18 protein-coding genes are annotated in these 22275 nt (G+C 45.1%); 3 read left to right on the top strand and 15 right to left on the bottom strand.

From position 1 onward, the window contains the following. Positions 1-48: 48 nt before the first annotated feature. The 4 genes from K7399_RS03080 to K7399_RS03065 form a co-directional block, all read right to left on the bottom strand. Entirely contained in the window at positions 49-927 is an 879-nt protein-coding gene (locus tag K7399_RS03080) for a helix-turn-helix domain-containing protein (RefSeq protein ID WP_028976113.1), read from the bottom strand. A 163-nt stretch (positions 928-1090) separates the two neighbouring features. Next, the gene (locus K7399_RS03075; protein WP_028976114.1) at positions 1091-1840 is read right to left on the bottom strand and encodes a YjbA family protein; all 750 of its coding nucleotides are present in this window, start codon (positions 1838-1840) and stop codon (positions 1091-1093) included. 168 nt (positions 1841-2008) lie between these two features. After that, positions 2009-3247: a beta-ketoacyl-ACP synthase II gene (gene fabF, locus K7399_RS03070; protein WP_028976115.1), complete on the bottom strand. Its 1239-nt coding sequence runs from the start codon at positions 3245-3247 to the stop codon at positions 2009-2011. 62 nt (positions 3248-3309) lie between these two features. Continuing rightward, complete coding sequence (locus K7399_RS03065) at positions 3310-4245, bottom strand: beta-ketoacyl-ACP synthase III (protein WP_028976116.1); 936 nt, start codon at positions 4243-4245, stop codon at positions 3310-3312. 201 nt (positions 4246-4446) lie between these two features. Here K7399_RS03065 and K7399_RS03060 point away from each other — a divergent pair, with 201 nt between their 5' ends. Next, positions 4447-4806, top strand: coding sequence for a YppG family protein (locus K7399_RS03060; RefSeq protein WP_028976117.1), 360 nt, complete (start codon positions 4447-4449; stop codon positions 4804-4806). Positions 4807-4894: 88 nt separating this feature from the next. Here the strand turns inward: K7399_RS03060 and K7399_RS03055 are convergent, their stop codons facing one another. Both K7399_RS03055 and K7399_RS03050 read right to left on the bottom strand, forming a co-directional pair. Beyond that, positions 4895-5542, bottom strand: a complete 648-nt coding sequence (locus tag K7399_RS03055) for a hypothetical protein (RefSeq protein WP_028976118.1) — start codon at positions 5540-5542, stop codon at positions 4895-4897. Between the two features lie 181 nt (positions 5543-5723). Further along, positions 5724-6050, bottom strand: a complete 327-nt coding sequence (locus K7399_RS03050; RefSeq protein ID WP_010026297.1) for a metal-sulfur cluster assembly factor — start codon at positions 6048-6050, stop codon at positions 5724-5726. Between the two features lie 161 nt (positions 6051-6211). Here K7399_RS03050 and K7399_RS03045 point away from each other — a divergent pair, with 161 nt between their 5' ends. After that, positions 6212-6475, top strand: a complete 264-nt coding sequence (locus K7399_RS03045; protein WP_028976119.1) for a NifU N-terminal domain-containing protein — start codon at positions 6212-6214, stop codon at positions 6473-6475. 77 nt (positions 6476-6552) lie between these two features. On the opposite strand, the gene nagE is transcribed toward K7399_RS03045, so the two are convergent. From nagE to asnB, 3 genes are all read right to left on the bottom strand, one after another. Then, entirely contained in the window at positions 6553-8463 is a 1911-nt protein-coding gene (nagE, locus tag K7399_RS03040; protein ID WP_028976120.1) for an N-acetylglucosamine-specific PTS transporter subunit IIBC, read from the bottom strand. Positions 8464-8669: 206 nt separating this feature from the next. Next, complete coding sequence (locus tag K7399_RS03035; protein ID WP_128166613.1) at positions 8670-9965, bottom strand: IS1380 family transposase; 1296 nt, start codon at positions 9963-9965, stop codon at positions 8670-8672. Positions 9966-10584: 619 nt separating this feature from the next. After that, positions 10585-12435: an asparagine synthase (glutamine-hydrolyzing) gene (gene asnB, locus K7399_RS03030; protein ID WP_028976121.1), complete on the bottom strand. Its 1851-nt coding sequence runs from the start codon at positions 12433-12435 to the stop codon at positions 10585-10587. A gap of 202 nt (positions 12436-12637) precedes the next feature. Between asnB and K7399_RS03025 the strand changes: the two genes are divergently transcribed. Next, positions 12638-13237 carry a lysozyme family protein gene (locus K7399_RS03025; protein ID WP_028984001.1) on the top strand — a complete coding sequence of 200 codons (600 nt, stop codon included), beginning with the start codon at positions 12638-12640 and terminating at the stop codon, positions 13235-13237. 55 nt (positions 13238-13292) lie between these two features. On the opposite strand, the gene abc-f is transcribed toward K7399_RS03025, so the two are convergent. The 6 genes from abc-f to K7399_RS03000 form a co-directional block, all read right to left on the bottom strand. Further along, positions 13293-14903 carry a ribosomal protection-like ABC-F family protein gene (gene abc-f, locus K7399_RS03020; RefSeq protein WP_037562901.1) on the bottom strand — a complete coding sequence of 537 codons (1611 nt, stop codon included), beginning with the start codon at positions 14901-14903 and terminating at the stop codon, positions 13293-13295. Between the two features lie 209 nt (positions 14904-15112). After that, a complete protein-coding gene (locus K7399_RS16275) occupies positions 15113-15226 on the bottom strand; it encodes an RAxF-45 family protein (protein WP_415640325.1) in 114 nt (37 codons plus the stop codon). A gap of 83 nt (positions 15227-15309) precedes the next feature. After that, positions 15310-16170, bottom strand: coding sequence for a YitT family protein (locus K7399_RS03015; protein WP_051575306.1), 861 nt, complete (start codon positions 16168-16170; stop codon positions 15310-15312). 369 nt (positions 16171-16539) lie between these two features. Next, positions 16540-19770 (bottom strand): efflux RND transporter permease subunit, encoded by a 3231-nt coding sequence (locus K7399_RS03010; protein WP_128166532.1) that lies wholly within the window; start codon positions 19768-19770, stop codon positions 16540-16542. A gap of 206 nt (positions 19771-19976) precedes the next feature. Continuing rightward, positions 19977-21140, bottom strand: coding sequence for an ABC transporter permease (locus K7399_RS03005; protein WP_128166530.1), 1164 nt, complete (start codon positions 21138-21140; stop codon positions 19977-19979). Continuing rightward, entirely contained in the window at positions 21127-22269 is a 1143-nt protein-coding gene (locus tag K7399_RS03000) for an ABC transporter permease (protein WP_128166528.1), read from the bottom strand. The genes K7399_RS03005 and K7399_RS03000 overlap by 14 nt, the downstream gene beginning before the upstream one ends. Between the last annotated feature and the right edge of the window lie 6 nt (positions 22270-22275).

Raw genomic sequence — 22275 nt, 5'->3', positions numbered from 1 at the left:
TCTAAAAAGACAGCCGCTTTGATGGACGACATCAAAGCGGCTTCTTTTCTAATTATCTTTTTTCACTATAGTAGAATTAAGAACGTCCTGAAGATAGTTTGCATGCGTCGCTGCTTGTGAAACACTTTCTAATTCGGTAAAGATCTGAACGGCTTGCCGGGCCATTGATTCACCCCTCTTGCGATAGCCTTGTTTAATCAGATAGATTCCTCTTAAATAAATCAGTTTAATCTTCATATAAGAGTCGTTCTCTTTATTAATCGAATCGTTTAAGAGAACAAGAAACGTATTGGCCTCCGCCAAACGATCAACTTCCATCAGAACCGTTGCCGTGTTCATTAGAATCAGTTGTTTCTTGTCGAGTCCGATCTCAAGCGGCTGATAGTCCATGCTCTTCTCGTAAGCCATTCGCGAAAATTTAATGATCAGCTCCGGAGGAAAGGAATACATTGAGTTCGCATAAACCACCAGCTCGTAATACCCCCAAATCGCTACACGTTCAAGGTAATCACTCAGAATACGTACATCATTCGGATCGGGATTTTGCTTTGAAATACGATGTGCGTAAAGCGCTGCGATCGCTGAAAAGTGAAGATATTGATCGCGTTTCTTCCTATTATAATAGTCGCGCATTTTTTCACGAGTGACCTGAAGCATATGAAGATTATCTTCCATAACATATCTTTTTAAATGCGTAAAAAAATCCTGAAAGTCGCCGACCTCATAACCATTGCTGATATAAAGAAACTCATCGACACTCACATGCAGCCTCTCAAGCAAATGAAGCAAATGAGTGAAGGATATATCACAGTCACCGCGTTCAAATCGTGAAAGAAAAGCAACAGAGACTTCACCTTGGGCAAGTTCATTCAGTGTCATTTTTTTCGATTTTCGCAGAAATCGTAATGTTGCGCCCGGATGTTTCATAGTTTCTCCTTTTTAATATAGTTAAATTTTAATTCTATAATACGAACTAATCACCCATTTGTCTATAGTGACCACTCATTGGAAAAAAATCACAGTATCGTTAAGGTTGATCTAAAAAAAGAGGATCAAGTACAACACTTGACCCTCAGTACTGCCGTTTCATTTAGTTCACTTTTGAACCTTTTTCAAGTTCCCACAGTTTTTCAAAATAGGCTTGTCCTTTTACCATACGTTCGCAGAGATCACTATGTTTTGCCGACCATCCGGGAATCATTCCTTCCACCAGTCCCTGCCACGCTTCCTCAAAACGCAATGTTCTGCTTTGAAGATAGCGCGTTGGATACCATTCTGTATACCAATAGCGCATTTCCTCAACATTTTTTGAAGCATGAAGTTGATCTAGGGCCATGAACAGCAGCTGCTTCAGCTGCCGTTCCTTACGCGTTAACCCGATCATCCACTTAGGATCCAGCGACAGCATGTGATAGTCTTTCTTCCTGATCGCTGCATCAGGAAGCGGATAAGAAGCGGTCTCTAATTTTTCTGCTTTTTGCAAGATCAGACTTTCTTGTCGCGGAATTAGTCTGCTCTTGCGAACGGGGATGGTATAGCCAAGTGTATCAGCGACAATACAACGTTCCCCGTCGGTTGCAATGAAACAATATTCGATGATTTCTCGTTGATTATTCTTACAGATAACGCTTCGATTGCGCACATCCTTTAGCAATTCCTGAGGCAGGTCCTGCAAGTTGTTTTCAATGTAATTTAGGAGCGGTTTCTCCACTCGAATTAGTGGGATCTGATCAAGCAGTTCAATAAAATCATGTTTGCGCCATTCGTAAAATTCGCAAACATTGTAACTGTTTTCTTCTCCCTCAAACCAGTTGACCCAGATATCACTGACGATCTCCATGAGATTCCATCTCCTCTGTTTGTTTTGCCAACATTATGGTCATTATTGGAAGATTTTATTCGCTGTCATTCATTTATTGTCTGCTCGATTAAGATGCACTTTAAACGTAAAAATGCCACCTCCGCAAATAGTTTGCGGAAATGACATTTACGCTGTTTCGCAGTTTTTTCAAGCCTCAAACTTTTTAAAGACGAGCGTTGCATTATGGCCGCCGAAACCGAAGGAGTTGCTCAATGCAACGCGAACGGGCTTATTAATCGCTTCGTTAGGCACATAATTGAGGTCACACGCTTCATCCGGCGTCTCATAGTGAATCGTTGGAGGAACAATTCCCGTTCCAATCGCTTTAATGGAGAGAATGGCCTCGACTCCGCCAGATGCACCAAGCAAGTGTCCCATCATCGATTTCGTCGAACTGATGGCAAGATCATAGGCCTTCTCACCAAAAACCGTCTTCACAGCGCCTGTTTCTGTGGAATCATTCGCTTGCGTACTTGTTCCGTGGGCATTCACATAGTCAACATCGTCTGGCGTAATTCCGGCATCTTCAAGCGCCATGCGCATGGAACGAACCGCCCCTTTGCCTTCCGGATCCGGACGTGTGACATGGAATGCATCACTGGTTGCACCATATCCGGAAATTTCCGCATAGATATGTGCGCCACGCTTTTGTGCGGATTCCAAAGATTCAAGCAACAGTACACCTGCGCCTTCCCCCATGACAAATCCGTCGCGGTTTTTATCAAATGGGCGGCAAGCAGTTGCCGGATCCGGATTCGTCGAAAGCGCTCTCGCCGATGTGAAACCGGCAAAGGACATATTGGTCAGCGGCGCTTCACTGCCACCGCAAATGATGGCGTCATTATCGCCGCGCTGAATCGCCTTATAGGCGCTGCCAATTGAGTCGGATCCGGTTGCACAAGCGGTCACCGTACACGAATTGATTCCTTTGGTTCCCAAAAGAATCGACACTTGGCCGGAAGCCATATCCGGTATCATCATTGGAACGAAGAATGGACTGACACGTCGGAATCCGCGGTTCATCGCAACCGTCAATTCTTTTTCATATGTTTCCATGCCACCAATTCCTGAACCGATCCACACACCGGTACGTTCTGCATTTGTTTCGTCAATCGTATACTTTGCGTCTGCAACAGCCATTTTTGATGCAGCAACTGCAAACTGTGAAAATCGATCCATGCGAAGTACATCTTTACGATCGATATATTTTTCAGGATCAAAATCCTTCACCTCACCGGCAACTTTGGCACGGAAATCATCCGGATTAACACGTGTAACAATGTCGATTCCTGATTTTCCGTTAATCGCATTCGTCCATGTTGTCGCAACATCGTTGCCAAGCGGAGTTACTGCGCCAAGACCGGTCACAACGACTCTTCTATTCATTCAATTCTCTCCTTGCAATAGGATTTAAAATGTTCATAAACTATTCATGAATTCACTTACGCTTATTTTCCCCATTTGAGTGTCAGCGCACCCCATGTCAATCCGCCGCCGAAGCCGACCATAACAATCAGATTTCCATCTTTAATCTTTCCTTCTTCAAGCGCATCGGCTAATGCGAGCGGAATGGATGAGGCCGATGTATTACCATATTTTTGAATGGTTTTAATCATTTTCTCTTCAGGTATCCCAAGCCGTTCACGAGAGGCCTCCATAATTCGGATATTGGCTTGATGCGGAATCAAATAGTCAATATCTTCCTTTTTGAGTCCTGCTTTTTCAACAACGTGAACAGCCGATTCACCCATCTGGCGAACCGCAAACTTGAAGACTTCCCGACCATTCATTTTGATAAATTGATCCTCTTGGTAGAGGAATTTACCGCCATTACCATCTGCGCCAAGTTCAAACGATAAGATTCCTTTTCCGTCTGAAACAGGACCCATGACCGCTGCTGCAGCTGCATCGCCAAAGAGAACCGCTGTTCCACGATCCTCCCAGTTGGTGATTTTCGACAGCTTTTCAACGCCAACGATGAGTACATGACGATACGTATTGTTGTCGATAAATTGTTTCGCAGTAACCATTCCGTACATAAACCCTGAACATGCGGCACTAATATCCATAGCGGGTACATGATTTGCTTCTAACCGATCCTGAAGCATGCAGGCAACCGATGGAAATGGATGATCCGGCGTTACCGTAGCAACAAGAATGAGATCGATATCTTTCGCACTCAAACCAGCATGATGAATTGCTTTTTTTGCTGCTTCAAACGCCATATCCGAGGTATTCATTTGTTCGTCGGCAATTCGCCGTTCAGAAATGCCGGTTCTTGTCCGAATCCACTCATCAGAAGTATCCATTCTTTTTTCTAAATCCGTATTCGTAACCACATGTTCAGGAACAAACTTGCCCATTCCTAATATTCCTGCGGACATCCGCAATTCCCCTCTCAGATCATAACAATATATATAAAGACTTGGTAACAATATAAATACAATAATACACTACAAAACATTTGTCCAACAAGCATCTTACTTGCGGACGAATGCCATGCACCAACCATTGATCAAGCGCATAAAATAAGAGTGAGAAAAACCCAAAGCTCTAAAAAACCCCATGAGAAGGAGGGGAGCCTCTTGGTACAGCCAAGTCATAACCCGAGAGACAGTCACTTTGATCCGTTTACTTACATGATGTTTGGCTCGCAAGTCCCGCCAATGCAGCAGCAACCGTACCAGCCGCCACAAGCATTCTATCAGAACGGTGGCTGGCAGGCAAGCAATGGGCAACCGCAGATGCCGCCGCCCGTTGCACCCATGCAACAGGCACCACAACGTCCACCGGCAGGTTTTTTAAAGCCGTTTCTCGGACAGGATGGACATATTGACGTTGGGAAAATGATGACCGGTGCATCGCAGCTCGTCAATGTAATTAACCAGACTGCTCCAGCGATAAAGCAGCTTTCTCCTCTGCTTAACTTCTTTAAAAAATCATAAGCTGACCGCATAGATAAGGAAAGGACCGACAGGGTTCTTTCCTTATTACTGGATTTGGATAAGAAAGGTTTCAAACGTAAAAAAGGGATTAGAGGAGTTTATGATAAGAAGGCGGAAGCAAGTGGCGCATTCCGCTGTTGACCGGGGCATCCGCTCCCGCCTTGCTGCTGTACGCAACGACATCAAGTCCATCATGTTTAGCTTCGATCAGACCTAAAAATAAACCTGCGGCAGATTCACTACCTTTTGTCGCCATCAATTCATTTAAATCAGTACGAAAGATAAGGGCATCGTTTTGCCCGATCTCTTTAAGTACTTGGATGAAAAACGCTTCTGTATCGTCGGCCGCTTTGCTGCCCGCCACAGGCTGCAATTTACTGTAATCATTCCGCTCTTGCACGGGCTCAATAGAAGATATGAAAATAAGCCGTTTAAACGGTTGAACCGTTTTAAGGAACAGCGTAAGTTTTTCCTGCAGCGCGCGATTATACTTCGGATCAATACGAAATGTGTCGGCAAAAATAAGTGGTTTTCCCTCACATTGATCAAATGCTTCATGGACATGGTGAAAAAGTGCATTGCGCCCTAAATAAAGTTCGTTATTTTCTTCTTTTTCCTTTTCCTTTTTCGAAACCGCAGAGCTGATCGAAAGGACTTGATTGCCTGCATTCAGCAATGCTTCAGAGAGCGAAAAACCGGCAGGTGATAATCCGCCGAACACCACCGTTTCCTGCATCCTCATCGCTCCTTCCTTTATTTCTACAGACCGGGCATTCCATTCACTTACTCATTAGACGTTATGCTTGATTAACCAAGATGATTCTCTTCATGCAAAGACAACATAAGCGCATCTTTACCCAAGAGTAAGAAAATCCGGAGCAGGGGATAGTCCCCCGCTCCGGATTACATGGTCACCTTTATTCAGAAAGCCCAAGTGCAATACGCGCATAACGCGACATGCGTTCCTTCGTCCAAGGTGGATCCCAGACAAAATTAACTTCGACTTGATTGACTTCATCAATCTCACTAAGTGTACGTTTCACGTCATAGGATAGGGTCGCAGACAATGGACAACCCATGAACGTTAAGGTCATCTCAATGATAACGTTATTCTCTTCATCTATATCGACACCATAGACGAGACCCAAATTAACGATATCGACACCTAATTCTGGATCGATAACGTTTTCCAGTGCCTCAAGGATGCGATCTTTCAGTTCTTCATTGGTACTGTTTTCAGCCACCGTGATCCCCCTCCTTCCCTTTTCGGAATACGTTTAGTATAACCGAATCGAGCACCTATTTCACCTCTGACGTTATAAATCAAGAGTCTTGAATAAACCAACACAATGAAATATGTTATATAATAGAGAAAATATTGTGCTACAGAGAAAGGAATTCGATTATGCATTTTACTGCTTCCTCAACGCCAAATCCGAACGCCATGAAATTCACTGCTGATCAGCCTCTATTTACCGATCGTATTGAAATTATAAAAAGCGATACACCTGCTTCTCCGATTTTAAATGGATTAATTCGTACAGAGGGAATTGTCAGCTTGTTCGGCTATCATAACTTTTTAACTGTATGTAAAACTCCGGATATTGCATGGGACGAGCTATTGCCGCAAATCGAGAATCTATTGACAGAAGTCAGCAAACCATTTTGAGATAACTGATGATGCACCTTTTTTAAAAGAAAACAAGCCTGCGCCGAGCCACGGCGCAGGCTTGTTTAATCTATCGTTTAAGCAAACGTTATAATATCGGATTCATTTTTAGCCACTTTACCACTTTTCTTTAAGACAACATGTTTCGCTGTATCAAGATTGGTAAAGATAATAGGTGTAACAAGGGAAGGAACTTTATTCTTAATCAACGGAATGTCAAAAGACATCAGTTTCTGACCTTTCACAACCGCATCTCCTTCGTTCACGTAATTGATAAACCCTTCCCCGCTCAATTTAACGGTATCTAAACCGACATGAATCAAAATCTCCAGACCATCGCTTCCAGTTAATCCGATGGCATGTTTGGTTGGAAATATGCCACTGACTTTTCCATCAACCGGCGATACAACCAGTCCTTCATCCGGATCAATAGCAAAACCGTCGCCCATCATCTTTTCAGAGAAAACCTTATCCGGAACATCGGTAATCGGAAGCAGCATCCCTTGAATCGGCGCACAAACGGATTCGGCACCAACGGTCACCGTCGCCAACTCTACTGCCGATTCATCAGGGGCTTCAGGTATATCATTTGGAAACGCCGCAGCACCATGAGCAAGCTGTTGCCGCATTGCATCCGCAACAAATTCCACATCGGTGCCAACAATAATCTGCAAATTTGTCTTGTTAAGCTTGATCACGCCATGTGCGCCATGACGCTTAATTGCGGAAGCATTCGCAACACTCGAATCAACGACATTAAGCCGCAGCCGTGTTGTACAGTTATCGACATTGGTAATGTTCTGCTTACCGCCAATGTCTTGAATCAATCGAGCAGCCAACCCTTCATACTTATCACCCGAATCAACCGCGGTCATTGATGCCTCGCCATCTTCTGTCAGATCATCATCTTCACGTCCAGGTGTCTTCAGATTGAACCATTTGATTGCGAAGTAAAAGACAACAAAATAGATCACAGCAAAAATCAAGCCGATAAAAAAGAGCAGCAGTGGCTTCTGCGCAATCCGATAGTTGAGTATATAATCAATCGCACCCGCAGAGAACCCGAATCCATCATGAATCCCCAAAGAATAAGTGACCGCCATCGAAATTGCCGTCAACACTGCATGAATGACATAAAGAACAGGTGCAAGGAACATGAACGAAAATTCAATTGGTTCTGTAACCCCAGTGACAAAGGAAGTCAGTGCAATCCCGGCCAGCATTCCGCTAACTGCTTTTCGCTTCTCCTTTTTTGCCGCCGCAATCATGGCAAAACATGCAGCCGGCAATCCGAACATCATAATTGGGAAGTACCCGGAAAGCAGCAGCCCTGCGGATGGATCACCATTGAGAAAACGGGTAATCTCTCCATGAAGTCCTTTATAAGTACCAAATTCAAACCAAACCAATGTATTGATTACATGATGCAGGCCAAGCGGGAGCAGAAGCCGGTTCAGCAGACCATAGATCGCGGCACCGAAAACGCCGGCATCATAGATCCACGTTGCCAGGTGAGACATCCCCAGCTGCACGAATGGCCAGACATAGCCAAAAGCAAATCCAAGGACAAGCATGGCGCCGGACGTCACTATTGGAACAAAACGCCGGCCGCCGAAGAATGCCAGCCAGTCCGGTAATTTTATATTATGATAGCGATTGTAGAGCAGTCCGGCTACGATACCGGCAACAATACCTCCGAGTACGCCAAGATTGATTGTCTTATTCAATGACGTCGCACAGGCACTCAGTACAAAAAAACCCATCGCACCGGCAAGTGCAGCCGCACCATTATTATCCTTGGCAAATCCTACCGCAATGCCAATCGCAAAAATCAGTGCGAGATTGGTAAAAATCGCATTACCGGCAGCTGCAATAAACGGTATATTCAGCAGATCCGGCTGCCCCAGACGCAAAAGCAGTGCCGCTGCGGGCAGCGCTGCGATAGGAAGCATCAGTGACTTTCCTATTCTTTGCAGAAATCCTAACATGATTCCTGAATTATTCACCGCTTGCCGTTTTTTCGGGATTTTGCTCACCAGGATGCAGCCAACCTGATTTCACTTGATTTTTTGAATGGAAAAATGACCTTGAAGATCAATTTCTGAACATTCACGTAAAAGAAGGCCATTTTGAGACAGACTTCCCCCGTTGATCTGATGAACCCGTTTTGAATTTTGAGCTGAGTGTTTTTTTGTTACTCGATGTGAAGTTGTTGAATCCGGTTGAGCACGTTCCAGAAGAATGCCTGATAGACAAAACTGGAAGACAGCTTGAAATAAAGGGATCGTCCTGACCGGACGAGCTTACTGGCCACTTTGACGATCCGCGTTCGGATGGTTTCGATTCGCATGGCCTTCTGTCTTTTTGGGAATGCCATCGTCCGCATCCAGTTCGTTAAATTGTAGGCGAGCAGACTGAGCATCAATCGGACTTCGTTAATTTCGAATTTGTGACTAGACAGTTGATCCAGACTGAATCCGGATTTGGCTTCCTTGATGTAGTTTTCCATCGTCCCTCGTTTCTGATAAGTCTGAAAGACCTGTTTCGGGGAGAAGCATTCAACCAGATTGGTCACGATAAAGGTATGCGTAAAGAAAAGTTCATTGGCCGGGCGAATGGATTGAACGGCAACCCGTCTTGGCTTACCCCAGGACTTCGCCTGATAATCAAATTCTTCATAGTAACACTGAGTTTTACCGGTTGGTGAATCATTCGGGTGAAGTTCTTCGGCCATCCGTTGAAGCACGGCGTTGGTCTTCAGCCGAATCACGTAGTAGACGGATTCTGTTTCGCACGCCTCGTAGAGGTCCGGTGTGGCAAAACCGCTGTCAGCGCGAACGAGCGGCGTGGTTTCTGGAAAGTGCTCGTTGTAGTGTTCGAGAATCGGCCGGACAAAGTCCACAACGCCATGCGATGTATAGCGATTTCCAGGACGCAGTTTCGCTTTCAAAAAATCACCCGTTGCCCCATCAAACGCCACCAAGGGATGGAAGCCGATCGTACCGTAATGCGCGTTATAGTCCGAGGATTCTTGCTTTCCATACGTATCAACATGGGTGGAATCCAAGTCAAGGATCAGATAGCGGTGAACTTTGTCGAGTAATTTTTGGTTGGCCATGCCAAGCTGATCCAGAGCATTAGGATCAAAGCGATCATAAAAACGGGAGAGTGTCGGCTGTGACGCAAGTGTTGGTGATTCAACAACCTGAGTGAACACGGGATCGTGAATCAATGAATCCGCTGCATCATCTTCAGAATAACCAGCCAGCAGCTGATAGATCTTCTGGCGCAAAAGTTGCTCATTGGAATAATCCGGACTTTTGCGCGAATCGTTCAGCACCAGATGGTGAGTCAGCGTTTTTGAGAAACCGAGTTTTTCATCAAATTCTTTAAAAATCAGATGACCGCTGTCGGAAGAAAGTTCGCCACCGGTAAAATTGATTTTGATCTTCCTGTTGAATTGACACGACTTTTCCTCTACACTGAGCATATGAGGAACCTCCTTGTATGTTTTTGGTTTAGTCACCTATTATCATACAAAGGAATGGTTCCTTTTTCATTAACTTTTTTCACCTAATCGGTGAAAAAACGAAAAGGGTTATCTCCTTGTGGGGAAAGCGTTTTGGCCAGTTAGCAAATTAGGCTATGAATAATTCAGGTGATTTTCTCCCCCATCATAAAAAAATTAATGAAATAAATGAAGCCACTGAACAGGAGCGTCAACGATCCTCCCTCGAAAATAAATTTCAACTGCTATTCTGTCATTTTCACACAAATCGCGTAGGATGTCTAGACAACCGACATCATGCGTCGTTAAAAATAACATACAATGTGATTATTCATAACATAAAACTGCACTATCCCACCTTTAGGTTTCATCGAATGCATCATTCCCGCCCCGCCCACGCGTGGATTCTCCACCTGACCGCCAAACGATACCTATAAAAAGAGTAGATCGGTTTGCGAATTTCGGAACGATGCCATCACATCGCTTGATTCCCTTTTGCGCAGTGCGCTATAGAATCCGCACATGTTCGCCCCCATTTTTCAATTCGTATGTAAATAGAATCCCTCAAGAGCAGGCCTGAGGGATTCTATTTATTAGCTTATTAGCGATCAATAATATTGACCTTATAGGTTTTCAACCATTCATTCATCTGCGCCATATGGGCAATGAGTTGCGGACCAGACATGAGCTGCCCAAACCAAGGCGCTTTAAATGAATCACCTTTCGAATCAATCAAGTCCTGAAGCTTCTGTTTGTCAACAAGTTCAAGCAAAGGCGAACTTGGTGTATCAATGACTTTTTGCAGCCATTCGGAAACCGCTTGCGTATACTTTGGATGATACGTTTTTGGATAAGGGCTTTTCTTACGATACAGTACATCATCAGGAAGGTACCCCTTCAGTGCGGCACGCAGAATCCCTTTTTCATGACCGCCAAGCATTTTCATATCCCACGGCACGTTCCACAGATACTGCACGATTCGATGGTCGGCGAATGGCACGCGCACTTCTAAGCTTGCCCCCATACTCATGCGGTCTTTGCGATCAAGAAGCGCCGTCATAAACCAATTCATATTGAGATAGAACAATTCACGGCGCTTGGCGTCAATTGCCGATTCACCCTCGAGCCGAGGTGTTTCGGCAATGGTTTCATTAAAGCGCTCCAGCTCGTATTCTTTTAAGTTGAGCCTGCTCCCCCATTTGCTGTTCAGCAAGTCTTGGCGGGCATCAATCGAACGCATCCATGGAAAGCCTTCCTTAGCAGACGTTTCCGGGCTGTGGAACCACGGATAGCCGCCAAAGATTTCATCGGCACACTCACCGGAAAGGGCAACCGTGAAATCTTTTCGGATTTGTTCACATAACCAAAGCAAAGAGGAATCAACATCCGCATAACCGGGCATATCGCGTACTTGAATCGCCCTTTTCAAATAAGAGACAAGATGCTCATTGTCGATGATCAGATTATGATGCACCGTCCCCAAATACTTGGAAACCTCATCAATAAACGGCGCATCACTGTTCGGTTGAAATTTACTCGTATGGAAATATTGGTCATTGCCCACATAGTCAATCGAGAACGTATGCAGTGCCGGGCGTTTCCGTTCTCTAAAATATTCTGCAGCAATTGCTGAGATTCCGCTTGAATCAAGACCTCCGGATAGAAATGTTGCCACTGGTACATCTGCATAAAGCTGCCTTCTCACTGCATCAGTGACCAAATAGCGAATATGGGCGATCGTCTCTTCAAGACTGTCCGTATGTTCATGGCTTACCACATTCCAGTACCGCCATATTTTCATTCCATTTCTCGTGTACGTAAACGCATGAGCCGGACGCAAATCATGAATGCCTACATAAACGCCATGCCCAGGCGTCCGTGACGGTCCAAGACCGAAAACCTCGTATAACCCTTCACGATCAATTTCCGCCTTCATATCCGGATGAGCTAAAATCGCTTTTATTTCCGACCCATAAATCAGCTTGCCGCCGGATTCAGCGTAAAAGAACGGTTTGACGCCCATGCGATCACGTGCACCGAACAGCAAATCCCGAGCTGCATCCCAAATCGCGAAGGCAAAAATACCATTGAAATGATCCACACACTGCTCTTGCCATTCAATATAAGCACTCAGCAGTACCTCCGTATCGGAATGCCCTTTAAAGGTGTATCCTTTTTTAAGCAGATCCGATCGAATCTCCTCAGTGTTGTAGAGTTCGCCATTGTAAACCAAAACATAATCCTGTCCGTTAACCGTCTTTTTCATTGGCTGACATCCGCCCTTAGGATCAACAACAACCAGACGCGCATGGCCGAGCGCTGCATGCGGCGCAAGCCATGTATTTAAATCATCCGGACCGCGATGATCCAATGTATGAGCCATATGGGCAATCGTATCTTGCTGGCTGCTTAAATCCCGATGCCAATCAATCCAGCCTGTAATTCCGCACATTCATCATGTCATCCTTTCCTGCCGTGGTTAGGCATTGACCTCTTTTTCATCCTATGCAGTATCGCAAAGCATGTGAGTCATTCGCCTAAGATGTACGCGTTCAATGAATCATCAAAAAAGTTTCTTTCACTTAGACGGTCGAAAAGCGGCTTTTTTCATTGAAGCTTATAGTAAGTAACGAGACGAAAAGGCAGAGAAGTTCATGATACGTCAAACGTTAAAAATTATTCTATCCTCATCTCTGCTCATTGCGATTTCCTTTGTTCTGCTGTACATTGTTTCAAGTTTGTACAGTCCGCAAGCGGATCATGTTCCGCTGTTAAATGACAAACGTGTGATTAATGATGATGTCAAAGCTTATCGACCGACGATTTCCAAAGTTGCCAAAGAATATGGGATCAGCGATTATACCGATCTGATTATGGCGATTGCGATGCAGGAATCTAAGGGAAAAGCCGTCGATGTGATGCAGGCATCGGAAAGCTTGGGGAAACCGCGCAATTCAATTGCTACTCCTGAGAAGAGTATTCGAGCAGGCATCCAATATTTTAAAAGAGCACTGAATCGTTCCGATAATGATCCTTCGCTTGCGCTTCAGAGCTATAACTTTGGGCTTGGATTTGCTGATTATGTCAAAGCGCATGGGGGGAAATTCAGCGCGCAGCTTGCCCATCACTACGCAGATCAGAAAGCACGTGAACTCCAATGGAGCAGTTATGGCGATCCGGACTATGTGGCGCATGTCATGCGTTATTATAACAACGAAAAGCAGAAACGTGCGCTCGCCAAAAATACTGAGTAATGACAAAAGCCATCGTATCTTTTCAGAGTACGATGGCTTTTGTTGTCTCTTCGTATTAATGGTCGAACTGCGAGAAGTGTTTTTCCTTATTCAAATGACCATTTTGCAGCCAATAGATCTCGTTAAAACATTTCTTCAAAAAATAACGGTCATGACTGACCGCAAGAACGGTTCCGCTGAATTGGTTTACCGCTTCCTCAAGGACTTCTCGCGAATCGATATCCAAATGATTCGTTGGTTCATCAAGTACGAGCACATTGATCTTCTTCATCATTAAATCAGCCAATCGGATTCTGACGCGTTCGCCGCCGCTGAGCGTACCAATTTTTCGAAACACGTCCGATCCGTAAAACATAAATCTTGCCAGTTCATGACGCGCCTCACCTTCAGTTAGTCGTGCGTGTTCACGAAAAACATCAATCACGCGGCGCTCACGCTCGTCTTTCTTTTCGAAGACATGCTGTGATAAAAAGCCGATATTTAAATGTGTTCCATGACGCACCTCGCCTTCATCAGGTTTTCTTTTACCGAGCAAACAATGGATCAAAGTCGTTTTTCCGGCACCATTTGGGCCGCAGATTGCGACGCGTTCCTGATAACGAATGTCCAAAGACACATGATCGAGCAATCGGATTCCATGGTAAGCAATCGACAGATTGCGGCAGCTGAGCACACGGTTTCCTGTTCGCGTATTCGCGGCAAAATCAAGGACCATTTGATCTTGCTCCATTTTTGGACGTTTCAAGCGTTCCAGGCGATCAAGCGCTTTTTCCATGCTCTTCGCCCGGCGATGCATCCCAGCATTCGGCGGTTTCGCTTGATTCGCCCATTCCTTGAGCCGTTTGATGGTCTCTTTCATTTTCTTGATTTTTTTCTGCTGATCTGTGTAAGCTGCAAATGCAAGTATGAGCCTTTTTTGTTTCTCTTTAACATAACTGGAATAATTTCCTGTATAGCAAACCACAACACCATCATCAAGCTCCAGCACTTTACTTACCGTGCGGTCAAGAAAAAACCGATCGTGGGAAACCAGCAAAATCGTTCCTTTGTATTGCCGAATAAACCGTTCCAGCCATTCAAGCGCAACGATGTCCAAATGATTTGTTGGCTCATCAAGCAGCAGAAAATCCGGCTCAGACAGCAATTGCAGCGCAAGACCGACCTTCGTGCGTTCGCCGCCGCTAAGCGAATCAAACGGATGATCCAGCAATTCCTGAATACCAAGACCACCGGCGACCTGATCCATTTTATACTCCATTTCATAACCGCCGGATTTCTGAAATTCATCCTGAAGCCGTGCATAACGGTCGAGCATCCGCTTCAGTTGATTCGGCAAACAACGTGCAAGCATTTGTTCTAATTCCTTCACTTTTTTATCGATGCTTAGACAGTGGGCAAAAGCTTTCATCAAAAACTGACGAACAGACTGCCCGTCCCCGTTCGGAAGCTGCTGTAAATAGCCGACTGTAGCACCGTTCTTTATCGCGATTGCCCCTCGATCCGTGACGTCGCGTCCGGCGATTAGATTAAGTAGTGTTGTTTTTCCACTTCCATTTGCGCCGACAAGCGCAATCTTTTCATGCTCGTTTATTGAGAAACAAATATCGCGTAAAATCTCATTCCCAGCTATATTTTTATGAATATGATCTGCATGACAAATCATCATGATACGCACGTCCCCTCAACTTATGATTGTCGCAAAAACTGCCTGCTTTTCGCGGACAACCGCGCAGACGGACTGCCTATTAGGGAACATCATTTCATCACTATTTTCAAAAACAATTGTGCAAAACAAAAAAATCCACAGGCGTACATCCACCCGTGGATTTCATTCCGTCAAGCAATAAATTAACCGCTGTGCGGGTCCGCGTACGTTCATGAACTGCTATTATTTTCTAAAAAAGGGCAGACTTGTCCCTTGAAGAAAATAACCGCAAAAATCGCGCGAACGATATAGAGAAAAGACTCTAACTGAGCGCGACACTTCATGAACATCAACCGACCCACCTCCTTATCATTGTTACAAAAAGTGTACCAAATTGATAAAAAAAGAACAAGCACTTCAATAATCCTCACGATTCTTTTTTGCGCACGAACAATCCAAAAACATCCGTGGTTTCAACAATATTAGTGAATGCGCGCGGATCAATTTCCTTAATAATTCGCTTAAGCAGATAAAGCTCATAACGCGTCAGCACAATCATAAGCATATCTTTATCTTGATTGGTGTAGCCGCCTTTTGCAGGTATCTTGGTTATGCCGCGATACATTTGCGTTGCGATTGCTCGTTGCAATTCCGGCGCCTTCGATGTAACCACCCATGCGGTCAATTTCACATAGCTTGTGTGAATCGTGTCAATCACCCGAATGCTGACATAGAGCTGCAGCAACGTGTACAGCGCGCGACGCCACCCGAATAAGAATCCTGCAGACACAATAATTAAACTGTTCAAGGCAAACATGTAAAAACCAATCGGACGGTCTTTCATCCGTGTCAGAATCATGGCGATAATGTCCATGCCTCCAGTTGATGCGCCGAATTTTAGCGTTAGACCGACGCCGATTGCCTGTACAACACCGCCAAAAACCGCATTTAGCAAAATATCATTTGTTAATGGATGCAGCGGAATTACTGCCATAAACAACGTTGTCAGCACAACACTGATTGAACTATATAAAGTGAAGCGGTGTCCAACCTTGATCCATCCGGCATAGGCAACCGGAATATTTAAGAGCAGCAGCAGAATGCCGGTACTCAAGTGGAATGAGGTCGGCGCAAGCAGTGCCGAGATCAACTGGGCGATACCCGTAACCCCACCGGCCAATACGTTTGCGGGAATGAGGAATAAGTTCATCGCAGCAGCGTTCAGCAACGCACCGATGGTTACAAGGGTCATTACTTTCAAATCTTGATAAAAAGTTTTTCCTTTCATCATGCCTGTCCTCTCATTTATTCTCAGCAAAGAACAAATCTGACTGAACGCCAAAGGCAGCCGGTCTGTTTCTTATATTATTACCAAATTAACACAGAGGACAATGATGCTCAAATTTTTTATAAATCAAATTTTAAAATGCGTGTCATGAGCGTTATAGCTCGACATTTCAGCCGCTTGCTTCAAACAAGCCGAGTTCCCGGCACGCATCAACTAAGCGCGATCCCGCGGCGCCAGCGCACACCTCCGCTTTGATTCTCGACCAAAACACGGATCTATTGATTTGAAGACGGGGCAAAATCATAAATTTTCTTTACCTGTTAAAAAAACTGCTTCGACCAAATGGGTCGAAGCAGTTTTTGAATGTGATTAGTCACTTACTGTTGTGTCTTCTTTATGTGTCCTTTTACTTTTTAGTTTCATCAATGCTTCATAGACAATCGGCACGATCAGTAAGGTCAAGAGTGTCGAACTCGTGATTCCGCCGATAACGGTAACCGCCAATCCTTTAGAGATCAAACCGCCACTTCCTTCCATGCCGAATGCAAGTGGCATCAGCGCGCAGATGGTGGCAATTGCGGTCATCAAAATGGGTCGGATACGCGTACCGGCTGCTTCGAGCAATGCTTCGCGTGTGCTTAATCCTGCTTTTTCCTTGTGGATGACTCGGTCAATTAAGACAACCGCGTTAGTAATAACAATACCGATCAACATCAATGCACCAATCATTGACGACACGCTGATCGTCTCACCACTGACCAGCAGGGCAACCAAACTTCCGATAATTGCAAAAGGCAGTGAGAACAGAATGGCGAACGGTGCCAATCCGCCGCCAAAAGTCACAACAAGGACGAAGTAGACAATGATCACCGCAGCGAGCATGGCGAAACCGAGCTGACTGAAGGAGTCGTTCATCTGTTCGGTTACTCCGGAGAAAGACACGCTAGCTCCATCTGGAAGATCCAGTTTGTCAATCTGCTTTTGCAAATCGGCAGTTGCCCCGGATACGTTCTTTGCCGTCACCTTTGCCGAAATCTCAGCATAGAGCTTACCGTCACGTTTTGTGATCGTTTGCGGTGAGGTTCCTTTTTCAACCTTGGCCAAGTCACTGATCTTCACATTTTGACCCGTTGGTGATGCAACGGTTTGATCGGTCAGTTCGTCCAGCGACTTCAGATTTGTATTGCCTGAGGTTTTCAAATAAACCTTAAGGTCATCACCATTCCGCTTGATTGTGGTTAGTGCCTGATTATTGGTCATTCCGCTTGATCCGAGCAGTGTTTGTGCAATTTGTCCGGCGGCAATACCATTCTGGCCAAGTTTTGCTTGATCGGCTGTCATCGTGTATTGATCGTAGGCCTTTGAAAGACTGGAGTCCGCATCCGTGAAATTTTTATCCTTTTTCACGACATCTAAGACGTCGCTTGTTACCGGGCGAAGCTGATTCATTGAATCGCCATACACATAGAGCGTCAGCGTATTCGAGCTTGAACCGGAGCCAAAGTCTTGGAATTTAAACTGACCATGATCAGCACGGGCATTTAAGCCCTTAAGCACTCTTTGCTGAAAATCCTCGAAATTGGGGGTGCTTGTTTTGTAAGAAACAAAGAACAGCCCCTGATTATCGGATGATTGGAACATTGCCGAAGAACTAGAGCCGCCAATCGAATATTGCACTTTATCCATATACTTGCTTGATTCCAAATAGCGTTCAGCTTCCTCTGCAGCCCTTTGCGTATCCTTGACGGTTTGTCCCGGATCTGGATTATAAGTAATGATTAATTCTTTTTCCGAGTCGCTTGGCATAAAGCTTGCGCCGATATGCGGCACGAGAAACAAACTTGCTGCAAAGACGAGTACTGCGGCACCGAAGACAAGCATCTTATGATTCAAAGCGCCGTTCAAGATTTTCCGATAGCCTGAGGCAATTCTGCCTGGTTTTTCCTCATGATTGCTCTTCTTCTTCAAACCATGCTTAAAGAAACTGTTCGAAAGCATTGGAACGATCGTGATCGCGACAAGAAGCGAAGCGAGTAGGGAGAAGACGATCGTTAAGGCAAACGGCCAAAAGATCTGCCCGACAACGCCTGATACGAGAGCCATCGGCAAGAACACCGCAATCGTGACAATTGTCGAAGAAAGAATTGGAATGAACATTTCATGAGTTGCTTCGCGGATTAATTCCCTACCTCTTAGTTTTTCTGTAGACAGCGACATTCGCCGGTAAATATTCTCGATGACAACTATAGAGTCATCAACAACACGCCCGATCGCAATCGTCATCGCACCAAGTGTCATAACGTTCAACGTAATATCCATTTGTTTCAGCACAATCAAAGCAATCAGTAATGAAAGCGGGATGGAAATGACCGAGATTAAGGTCGTGCGGATATTTCTCAGGAAAAGCAAAATGATCAGCATTGCAAATAGCGCACCGTAAATCGCTTTTTCTACCATTGTTTTTACTGACTGCTCGATGGGTTGGCCCTGATCAAACATTGATTCCGTTTGAATGTCTGGGTAGGACTTGTTAAATGCTGCCACTTTCGCTTTGACGTCATTCACAACGTCAACCGTATTTGCATCTTGACCTTTTACAACAGACAAACCGATGGAGCGTTCACCGTTTGTACGGGAAATCGATTCAGCTTTCTTCTGGAGCGCTACACTTGCCACTTCAGAAAGTTTGACTGTCGGCAGTTTGATTGCTGCAGCTTGCTGGGCGCCTGAAGCCGAATCGGCTTGCGCGCTTGCATCCTGCTGAGTCTGGCCCGCGTTTTGCTGCGTGCTCGCTCCGTTTGCGGTTTGCTGCTGGGCTGCAGTGCCCGGTTGTGCCTGCCCGCTAAGCGCTGGTTGCGGTGTATAGGGGATCCGCATATCCTTCAGATCATTCACAGATTTAATATTTCCGCTGACAACAATTGATTTCTGACTTTGATCAATCGTGTAGAGGCCAAGCGGAGCCGATACATTATTTCCTTTAATCAAATTTACGACTGTATCTTGAGTAATTCCGTATTTCTTCAATTGATTTGCTTTAAAAGAGATCTGAACACTTTCAGTTTGCTGTCCAGATAACGTGACCGAGGAAATTCCGTCGACGCCCTGAATGGATGGAAGCAGATCTTTTTCGACACGGTCACTCAACTGATCCAGCGACATATCCTTGCCGGAAACACTTAAGCTGTAAACGGGCATCGAATCCATGCTGATGCGCGCAACAGTTGGCGTCGATACTTGATCTGGCAGGCTCACCTGGTCAACGGCTTCTTTAATATCATCTGTTGCTTTGTCCATATCTTGACTATAATCATATTCAACAACAACGGCAGACATACCGGTTGACGACGTTGCACTCACATTCTGAACGCCGGGCAGTGCCTGAAGTTTCTGCTCAATCGGCTCGGTCACACTGTTGTCGACTTCATCTGGCGATGCGCCCTGATACATTGTTGAAACACTGACGACAGGTATGGTAAAATTCGGCATTGTTTCCATCTTCATCGTAGTACCGGCGTAGATCCCGCCGATAATGACAACGAGCGTCAGCAGCCACACAGCCAGCTTATTCTTCATTGAAAACGCGATTATTTTTCGCACCCACTCACTCCACCTTTTCCTATACAATTATGGCTATGAAACAACCTTCATTCATTGTAAACAACTCTGACTTTGCCCGCTAGATCCCTCAGACTTAAAGCCGCTACGCCTTAAGACCTAATCACGCGGGTCTTAGGTTTACCATACAAAACCAAAATGAACTTCAGATGAATTCTTTTTATCTTTTTATGAATCCTTTGCTGAAATTAATTGGTCGCTTGCTGTCTTCTTCCAATGACCAGAGCGACAGCGATGAAGGCCCCGGTGAAAGCAAGCATAATCAACATGCTGTACAAAGATGGTGCCAGATGGTCCCATGAGAAATGGGTTAATTTTGCGATTTTGGTATTTGCTTGAACATACCAATAGGTCGGTGTGAAGCTGGCAATTTTGAGTACGGTGCTATTAAGAAATTCCTGTGGAACAAAAACACCGCTAATGAAACACGTGCCCAATGTGATCAGATTACATACCGCTGAGACGGCATTAAGACTCTTTAAGACCGTACTGATCAGATAACTGAGACTTGCGATGCATCCGGTAAACAAAAGCGAATTGATCAGGAAATAGAGCATATTTATTGTGGCGATGCTTTTCGGATCAAGAAGGAAACAAAAACCGACCAATACCGCCCATGAAGCGCCGGCAAACAGCAAATTCGCTGCAAGAAGCTGCATCGTGATGTTTGTTGGCTTCAGCGGCGAGCAATAGTGACGCATACGCAAATCGCGTCTTCGAAAGACCATCATTGCCGTCGAAATTCCCATAATGAGCACTGCGGACAATGTATAAGCAAGGAAATTAAAATAGAACATTGAGAAGCTGTCTGAAGTTTTCGCCGCGTTTTCTGTTTTCATGAACACCGGAGTAGTGCCGGATAAATTTGCTTTTAAGCGGCTGAGCAAGCCGTCCTGACTGATCCCCGGTTCATGGGTCGCATAGAGCCGGGCAAGATTCCAATATTGATCAACGTTGAGGTCCACATAGGTGTTCTCAATCGAATTCGGCACAACCGTTTTTTCCAGTCGCATATTTCCACCGCTAAGCACGTTTTCCGTAAACCCTTTAGGAATACGCAGGATATAAGTGACCTGGCGAAAATAGAGCGCATCCTGAAGCTTCTCGGATTGGTCCGGCAAAGCAACAATCGTCGTACTACGCGAAAGCTCCTTGCGAAACCCTTTGACAAGTGGCGTCTGTTCTTCTGCAATGAAGGCAATTCGTGCTTTCTTTTGCGCGAAGGTCGTCGGCTGGTCCGATACACTGGTTGCTGAAATCAAAATTGCGATCGCCAAAAAGATAACGACATAGATCGAGACCGAGAGCCAATTTTTCCGAAAAATTTTCAAACACACGTTAAAGACGGGCATATCTTCGCCTCCTGATGATCAGATAAGTCCCCGCGCAGAAAACAATGATAAAAAGGCACATCATCCCCGCGTTTAATGCAAAGCGGTACAAGTTATCGTAGTAATAAAGCGCGTAAAACGCATCCGTCAGCAAATTGACCGGATTAAGCCATGAAAGAAGCGGAACATACTGAGAAACGATATATTTCATGTTCTGATACATCATGCCAGACAGGAAGGAACCGGCCATCGTCACGAAAATAAGGCAAGCAATTTTTAACCCTTCGCCCGCCTTGACGACAGCACTGATAAAAGCTCCGAATGAGATACCAAGAATACTTCCTAACAGAGCGGTAAGCACCACGAGTCCTGTACGCGGACCAAAATCGATCTTCAACCCGAACCGCAAATAAGCTAGCAGAATAAGAATTTCTGCAAAAAGAATAATCAATGCAGCCAGACTACCGGCAATAAACATCTTGAGTTTATGAATCGGCGCTGTATTGACTCGTGCGGCACGCTCCGTCTGATCTGCTTGAATATCCATGACTTCCTTCGCTCCCCAGAAGCTTCCGTACAAACAAGCCATCGCGATCAAAGTATAGAAGTAATTCAATACATTATTTGGTTCCGCGCCGCCTCCGGAAACCTCTTTAACATAACTGCGATGATCGCTCAAGTCTTGCAGCAACCCGTTTTGCAGCGCATTCGGATTGTCCTTGGCAATCTGCGCTGCCGCGGCACTACTTGTACGGTACTGATCAACGAAACTTTTCATAATACTCTGATTGAGTCCGGATTCATTCACCGTTAATTGAATCGTTTCGCCACTCGAGAAATAACCGTCAATCTTCCCTGCTTTCAACCATCGATCAGCTTCTGCCTGACTGGCAGCTGTTTTCATCATGAACAAATGATTTTTTCCTTTCGAAACGCTGCGCAGAACATCTACAAACGGTGCATCATAGTGGCTGTTGCCGCTGGGAACCACCGCGGCATGAATCGGATGAAACGATGCTTCATCGTTCAGATTGCTGAATGCCATGTAAAAGAATGTTCCCAGCAAGATCGGAAAAAGAAGCGTCCAAAATACCAGCTGCTTATCTCTGATCAGGCATTTAAAACGATAGAAAAAAATATGCATGAACATCGCGTA

Origin of the sequence: Sporolactobacillus terrae (assembly GCF_019930545.1) — a bacterium.
Classification (GTDB): Bacteria; Bacillota; Bacilli; order Bacillales; family Sporolactobacillaceae; genus Sporolactobacillus; species Sporolactobacillus terrae.
Note: the sequence above shows the minus strand (reverse complement) of the source record. Positions and strands in the feature narration are given on the sequence as shown.